Below are 7,578 nucleotides of genomic sequence, written 5' to 3' on the forward strand. Positions count from 1 at the left end.
AGGGTAATATGATGAACCAGGGCTACCCGCAGCAGGGCAATATGATGAACCAGGGTTATCCGCAGCAGGGAAGCATGATGAACCAGGGCTACCCGCAGCAGGGAAGCATGATGAACCAGGGCTATCCGCAGCAGGGTAACATGATGAATCAGGGTTATCCGCAGCAGGACAATATGATGAACCAGGGCTATGGAGCAAGCATGGCACAGGAAAGCACTGGAGATTCATGGGTATGCAGCTGTGGTGCCAGAAATACCGGTATCTTCTGTGAATATTGCGGAGCGCCGAAACCGTGACCTGTAGAAAGAAAAGGAACGCTTCTGAATCACAATAAAAAATGAGGAAGAGTTCCCTTAAAAGATAAGAAAGGGAGAACGGAAAATATGTCTGATGTTATAGAATATAAATGCCCATTTTGTGGCGGTGCAATGGAATTTGACTCAAAATCCCAGCATATGAAATGCCTGTATTGTAATACGGAAATGACGGTTGAAGAATTTCAGCGCACACAGAAACCGGAAGCTGAAACAGCAGCCGAAAAGAAAACGGCAAAAGAAAACTGGTTCTCCCTGAGCAGCGGCCAATGGCAAAAAGATGAGACAAATCATATGCGTGTCTATTCCTGCCAGTCCTGCGGTGGTGAAATTGTGGCAGATGAAACAACAGGAGCCACGACCTGCCCGTTCTGTAATAATAAAGTAACGATCAAGGGGCAGTTTTCCGGGGATCTTAAGCCGGATTATATCATCCCGTTCAAGATGGACAAAAAAGCTGCCAAAAAAAGATATTATTCGCATCTGGAAGGAAGGAAATATCTGCCGAAGGTATTCCGAAAAGAAAATCATGTCGATGAGATCAAAGGTGTCTACATTCCGTTCTGGTTGTTTGATGTGGATGCGGATGTTCAGATTACATATGAAGCGGAAAAAGTTCATGTACAGGAATCCAATGATACGGAGTATACAACCAGAGATATCTATCGAGTTGTTCGTGCCGGAAGTATCAGCTTCGAGCATATTCCGGCGGATGCCTCCAGAAAAATGGACGATACCTTGATGGAAGCGATAGAGCCCTTTCATTTCCGGGATGCGGTACCATTTCAGCCGGCTTACCTGGCCGGTTATCTTGCCGATCGTTATGATGTCAGTCTGGACGAACGTATGGACAGAGCAAGAGAGCGGATCCGCGTCTGTGCCGAACGTTCCTTTCAGGCAACCGTAACCGGCTATAATGGTGGAAAAAGAGTCCAGGACAGTGATATAGAGATCAATCAGGCCGGTTACTGGTATGCCCTGTATCCGGTATGGCTTCTGAACACGACCTGGCGCGGAGAAAAATTTACTTTTGCAATGAACGGACAGACCGGAAAAATGGTCGGAGACCTGCCTCTGGATCGGTTTGCCTTCTGGAAATCCGTCCTGATCCGTACCGCTTTGATCGCAGGTCTGCTCTATACGCTGATGTACCTTGTCGTTATCTGATGCAGCAGGAAGGAGGAAAAAATGAAGATGAAAAAGAAAATATGGCACGGGCTGTCTGTTTTTCTCTGTCTGTTTATCCTGATGCTTCCTGCAAAAGCTTCTTCCATTCCCGCAGAACGTCAGAAACCGCTCCTGGTAGATGATGCCGGTCTGCTTACAACAGAAGAAAGTACAGCACTTTTAGAGAAGCTGGAGGAGATCAGTCAGAGACAGCAAAATGAGGTGGCGATTGTCACTGTCAATTCCCTTGACGGCAAGACCGCACAGGCGTATGCTGATGATTATTATGATTACAATGGATATGGTTACGGAGAAAACGATGACGGTATTCTGCTCCTGATCAGTATGGGCGAAAGAAAATGGGCGATTTCAACCTATGGCTATTGCCATCTTACAGCTTTTACAGATGCCGGTATTTCTTATATCAGTAATGAATTTCAAAGGAAACTCAGCAGTGGAAAATATGCACAGGTTTTTGACTGCTTCGCCGATCTGTGCGATCAGTTCCTGACACAGGCGGCAATCGGTGAACCGTACGATGTTGGAAATATGCCAAGCGGTCATGTAGCTCCCTTTTGGTTATTTGTGGATATCCTCATCGGATTCATCATTTCTTTCTGTATGGTTAGGAGAAAAGCCGGCTCATTGAAATCAGTGGTAAAACAGGATTCTGCAAGAGCCTATACCCGTGATGGTTCCATGACAGTCACAGTGGCGAGTGATCAGTTCGTCAACCGTATCGTTACCGAGCGGCGCATTCAGCGGGATACGCCCACCTCTTCCTCCTCGTCCTCTTCCGGAGGAAGTTCTTCTCATACCAGTTCTTCCGGACGTTCACATGGAGGAAGCAGCGGTTCCTTCTGACAGACAGCCGTAAGGTTTTAATGAAACAGAAAAATCTCTTGTTTTAACAATGCAAAGGAATCAGAATGTCCTATCAAAAGAAAAGAAGGCTATCCTGTATCGTCGTTTTGCTGTTCGTTTTGCTGGCATATATCTGCAGGTTCATAGAAACAGAAAATGAACTGGTACAGACACTTGCCGACCAGTGCCGTGCCTGTACTTACCTTGGGATCTATTGTGCCTGGGTCATTTATCTGAACAAACATGTCGTACAGAAGAAAGTGCGCCAGTACCTGACTGCTATCGGATGTCTGATGGTATGCTGGTTCTTTTTGCGTACCGTGAAATACCATATCCTTCTGGACCCTCTTGGCGGACATATCTGCTGGTATCTGTACTATATACCGATGATCCTGATCCCAACCTTTGGATTATCCGCCACTTTACTGATGGATGGAGCAGAGAAGAAGACAACAAAATGGATCACTGGCATCCTCTTATTCTTCTCTGTGGTATTGATCGTCTGTGTTCTTACCAATGATCTTCATCAGCAGGTTTTCCGGTTTGAAGGACCGGTTCCTTATTCTGATAAAAATTACAGTTATGGTATTCTTTTTATGTTGATCCAGTTCTGGATCATTGCCTGTCTGGTCATAATGGAGATACTGCTTGTTAAAAAGAGCCGGATCCCGGACAGGAAACGGTTCTGGCTACCGGTCATTCCCGGTTTGCTGCTGCTTGGCTGGAACATCGCCAATCTCCTCCGTTTGCCCTTTATCAAAACCTTTGCAGGAGATATGACAGCAATCTGCTGTCTGCTTATGGCAGCGATTTTTCAGGGATGTATCCTTTGTGGACTGATACAGACCAACAGCCGTTATTTTGAACTGTTTCAGGCGACGGGCGGACTGGACGCCGAGATAACCGATAATTCCTTCCGACGCTATTATTTTTCCGGAGAGTTTCCGGAGCTTTCCAAAGACCTGCGGGATTCCATTATAGCAAAATCATCCGTCCAGGAACGAGGGATCCGCATCAATCATCTCCCTGTCAAGGGCGGACACCTGTTCTGGTCAGAAGATATTTCCGTTCTTCTGGATCAGTATCAGGATATTCAGGAACAGCAAGAAGAGCTGACTGCCCGGAATCAGCTTTTACGGAAAACCTATAAGAAAGAAGCAGAACGGCGAAAACTGGAAGAACAGAACCGGCTTTTAAATATCATACAAAGCCAGACCTCCAGACAATATGAACTGCTTTCTCACTATATGGAGAAGCTGGAGCAGACAGAGTCACGGGAAGAGTATGAGCTGATCTTAAGCAAAATAGTGGTTGTTGGAACTTATCTGAAGCGACGGAAAAATCTGATGCTGACCAGATATAGTTCCCGGGAGGATTCTCTGACCATGGCGGATCTGAAACAAAGCCTTGCAGAATCCTGCGAAAACCTGAAATTGTGCGAGATCAAAGCGGCCTATTTTGTGCAGGATAAAGAAAAACAGATTCGTGCCGATGATGTCCTGAAATGCTACGATTTCTTTGAATGGCTGGTAGAGCAGCTGTTTGATGTCATGAATTCTGTATTTTTCCGCGTGACCCATATTGAGGAAAAACTGCAGATTTCTGTTCATATTGTGAGTCAGGAAGATATCCGTCCATATCTGGCAGAGAAGCCGGGACTTCTGATTGAGCAGGAGGAGGAGCAGGAATGGTTTATCCGATGCCCAGTTTCATAGAAAGCAGTATGAAAACCCAGAACAGCATCATGATCCTTATGGAAATCTGCCTGATCCTTGAGCTGATCGTGCTTTTTTCCAGAATGATCCGTTCCGTTGGAAAGCGAAAAATCATGAGCACAGCGGTAGAATTTTTTCTTTCTTTTCTTTTTATGTCCGGACTTCTGAATGAGCACAGACTTCATGTGGATCATGACCACTACAAGCCCTTGTTTCATTCCTTTCCGGCATATCTGATGCTCCTTCTGGTGATCCTGCTGACGGTTTATCTGGTTTTTGCTATCCGAAAAGAAATAAAGGAATATCATCATTCTTTGTCACCCTGGTCCGTTCATGAAGCTGTGAACAATGTTCCCTGCGGCGTCTGTTTTTCCGATTCTCTTGGACGGATCATTCTGTGCAACATTAAGATGCAGGAATTGAGCAGAATGCTCACCGGAACATATCTGCAGAATTATGAGTCTCTCCGCCATGCTATCCATGAGGATTCCAGGCAGAAAGACGTAATACAGCTAAGCTCCGACAACCATGTGTTTTATTTTCCGGACGGTTCTGTCTGGATGTTTCAGGAATATCCACTGAAAGAGCCTTCACTCGACGGATACCTGCAGACCGTTGCTGTCAATGTATCTGAGATCTACTATAATGGAGAAGAGATCAAGAACAATAATGAAAAACTGGAGTTCCTGAACCGGAAACTGGAAGAAATGTATGAAAAGATCGGTGATGAGATACGGGAACAGGAAACGCTTTCCATGAAAATGCAGGTACACGACAGCTTCGGAAGAAGTCTTCTCTCGATCCGAAGGATCCTGGAGAAAAAAGAAGAGCCGGAGAATATGAAAGAACAGCTGGACACTCTGAAGCAGCTGGTTTATATTCTCACTGGCACAACGGTAGAAAAAGGAGAAGATCAGTATAAGGATACGGAAAAACAGGCCGAAAAGCTTGGAATCACACTTCAGATCCGTGGCAGTTATCCGAATGATCCGGTCAACAGGCTTCTGACAGACCGTGCGATCCGTGAATGCGTGACAAACTGTGCACGCCATGCACATGGAACAACGGTTTACATACAGCTGGAAACAACTGACAAATGTCTGTATATCCAGATCACTAATGATGGGGAGGCCCCGGAAAAAGATGCAAAAGAAGGCGGCGGTCTGTCTGCCCTCAGAAAAGCTGTGGAAGCAGAAAAAGGAAGCATGAAAACGATTTTTGAACCGGTCTTTTGTCTGCGCATGCAGCTGCCGTTCAAAGAGTAACAGAATAAGGGCTCAAAATGTCCTGGGGAAGGGAATGATGTTATGGTACGTGTACTCATTGTAGAAGATCAGATGATCATGCAGAAATATTTTGAATACCTGATCCTGCAGGAACCGGAATTCAGGCTTGTTAAGACCGTTGCAGATGCCAGGGAAGCCGTAAAGATCTGCAGCTATTCTGCGATCGATCTGGTGCTGATGGATGTGCAGACCTTTCATAATCATGACGGACTGACAGCAGGAAAAGCGATCAAGGAGGAACATCCGGCTACAAAAGTGGTCATTATCACTTCATTGATCGATCCTAAAATACTGGAACGGGCAAAAACAGGCTGTGCAGACAGTTTGTGGTATAAGGATCATGGAGAAGCGGAGCTTCGGGATGTGATCCACAGGACACTTGACGGAGAGCATGTTTTTCCGGATACGACACCCGATGTGGAAATGAACTGGATCACCAGCGGAGAGATCAGTCCGAGACAGCTGGAAATGCTGCGTCTTTATATCTGCGGAATGTCTTATTCGGAAATTGCAAAAAAAATGGACTGTTCTACCTCCGGAGTACGCTGGAATTTCCAGGAAATGATCACAAAAGCCGGCTACAGCTGCAAAGAAGATCTGATCGCAGCGGCATTGGAGAGCAAGCTGATTGTCACCACTCTGAAATAACAAAAGCCTGTTTTTATCAGAAAGGAGAGAATACAATGAAAAAACTTTCCATTACCATCGGTATCAGTGCGTTGCTTCTGGCTTTTATGCCTTTGGGCTGCCTGGCAGAAGAAACGCAGCAGGATGTACCTTATGACGTAACTGCCAGCCAGGCAGTTTTTCAGGACGTTTTAAGAGAAGAGGAATGCCAGGCTGGCATGGCGTTCCTGGGTTATATCGGAGAAGAGAATGTTTCTGCCCAGGATATCCTGGACTATGCAGAACAGACTGATTATTGGTACTACTATCCGCTTCTTCAAAACGCTGCGGTTGTCGATGCCGGCGGTTGTGAGATTTATGTGATCGTGCCCGCTTCTGAGTGGTCCGTTTTTGTTTATCCGTCAGAAATGACTGAAGAAGCCAAATACAAAGATGATCTGGAAGCGCCTTATTATGAAGGATCGCCGGATGAAGTCATTCTCCTCCGGTGTAACATCAGTGAGATCTATTCAAATGTAATGGTCTCCGTCCGGGAAGGCAATATGAGTGTTACTTATCGTCCGGCTGCCTCATTAAAAGACGGTCACCTGGCAAAAGAGCAGCGCTGCTATGACTTCACCATTTATTCTGATGAATGTGATGGCGATGGATGTGATGACACTTCTGAGTACGACGAAGAGACTGCGGTCATACAGAATGCTTACGCTCTTCTCTGCCAGACGGATGAAGTTAACTACTACCTAAACCTTGGGATGTCTGTGTGGTATGACGGAACAAAAGAGATGATCGATGGAAAAGAATGTCTGGTATTTGTTCTTGGCACCGAACACGAGGAATGCATCGTCAGAGAAAATTATTATGCCGTATCTGACAACCAGGTTTATTACTATGACGCGATCAATGATGCATGGAATATTCTGGGAGCCGGATAATGCAGAAAAATCGCCAAAAACAAATGGTTCTGTGAGGGGACTGCGCAAACCTGCCATAGTGATATGGTAAGGCGGCGCTTTCCTACTCTACACAGTTATCAGAAACGAGCATAGGTGTGACACCGCCAAAGAAATCAAACATCTTGTTTACGCCGTTCCGCAGAAGTTCTTTGCGGAGTGTGTATTTACAGTATAAAGGAAATATATGTAATAGAGCCCAGGAATAATCATCGGGATAAAAGTATTCGTCCACGGAGATACCGAACATTGTTACCATTTGGTAAAAGGCGTTTAGGCTCGGATGCTGTCCGTCGTTTTCGTGATACATAATGGTACGCGGATCGCGGTCAACAATGTATACTAATTGCTCCTGCGTCATGCCCTCACGCTCATGGGCTTTCTTGATAGCAAGTCCGTGAGCGTGAAAGTCAAATTTGTGCTCGTCCCGTTCAATTTTCATAGCATCACCACCTGATGTAATTTTACATTTCAGGTGCCATTATTTGAACGAGGTATAATTTCATTTGCCTGACTGCCTAATTTCGCCCCTTGCTGCTTGTACCTTTGGGCGAAAAAGATTATAATATAATTGATTAATGCCAGGGTCAAAAGGTCAAAAAGCCGTTCATGCTTGCATGATAAGGCTTTTGAACTTGGGACCCGCCAAACATGA

At 45.5% G+C, this 7,578-nt stretch carries 8 protein-coding genes and 1 pseudogene; 7 read left to right on the forward strand and 2 right to left on the reverse strand.

The window, feature by feature from the left end; genetic code table 11:
- The 7 genes and pseudogenes from LKD71_RS17310 to LKD71_RS17340 all read left to right on the forward strand — a co-directional run.
- Positions 1–296: pseudogene (locus tag LKD71_RS17310) on the forward strand (hypothetical protein); the annotation flags it as partial.
- Between the two features lie 87 nt (positions 297–383).
- A complete protein-coding gene (locus tag LKD71_RS17315; protein WP_227616348.1) occupies positions 384–1,481 on the forward strand; it encodes a hypothetical protein in 1,098 nt (365 codons plus the stop codon).
- Positions 1,482–1,508: 27 nt separating this feature from the next.
- On the forward strand, positions 1,509–2,345 hold the full coding sequence (locus tag LKD71_RS17320; protein WP_227616349.1) for a TPM domain-containing protein: 837 nt from the start codon (positions 1,509–1,511) through the stop codon (positions 2,343–2,345).
- A gap of 65 nt (positions 2,346–2,410) precedes the next feature.
- Positions 2,411–4,060: a histidine kinase N-terminal 7TM domain-containing protein gene (locus tag LKD71_RS17325; protein ID WP_227616350.1), complete on the forward strand. Its 1,650-nt coding sequence runs from the start codon at positions 2,411–2,413 to the stop codon at positions 4,058–4,060.
- A complete protein-coding gene (locus LKD71_RS17330; RefSeq protein WP_227616351.1) occupies positions 4,033–5,325 on the forward strand; it encodes a sensor histidine kinase in 1,293 nt (430 codons plus the stop codon). Before LKD71_RS17325 ends, LKD71_RS17330 begins: the two co-directional genes overlap by 28 nt.
- Before the next feature lie 42 nt (positions 5,326–5,367).
- Complete coding sequence (locus LKD71_RS17335) at positions 5,368–5,994, forward strand: response regulator transcription factor (RefSeq protein WP_227616352.1); 627 nt, start codon at positions 5,368–5,370, stop codon at positions 5,992–5,994.
- A gap of 35 nt (positions 5,995–6,029) precedes the next feature.
- Positions 6,030–6,905, forward strand: coding sequence for a hypothetical protein (locus tag LKD71_RS17340; protein ID WP_227616353.1), 876 nt, complete (start codon positions 6,030–6,032; stop codon positions 6,903–6,905).
- Between the two features lie 82 nt (positions 6,906–6,987).
- Here the strand turns inward: LKD71_RS17340 and LKD71_RS17345 are convergent, their stop codons facing one another.
- Together LKD71_RS17345 and LKD71_RS17350 are read right to left on the reverse strand one after the other, a co-directional pair.
- Entirely contained in the window at positions 6,988–7,365 is a 378-nt protein-coding gene (locus tag LKD71_RS17345; RefSeq protein WP_227616354.1) for a helix-turn-helix transcriptional regulator, read from the reverse strand.
- Between the two features lie 29 nt (positions 7,366–7,394).
- Positions 7,395–7,578: hypothetical protein (locus LKD71_RS17350; protein ID WP_227616355.1), on the reverse strand; the 184-nt coding region annotated here is incomplete at its 5' end.

It is taken from the genome of Fusicatenibacter faecihominis (assembly GCF_020686945.1).
GTDB lineage: Bacteria > Bacillota > Clostridia > Lachnospirales > Lachnospiraceae > Limivivens > Limivivens faecihominis.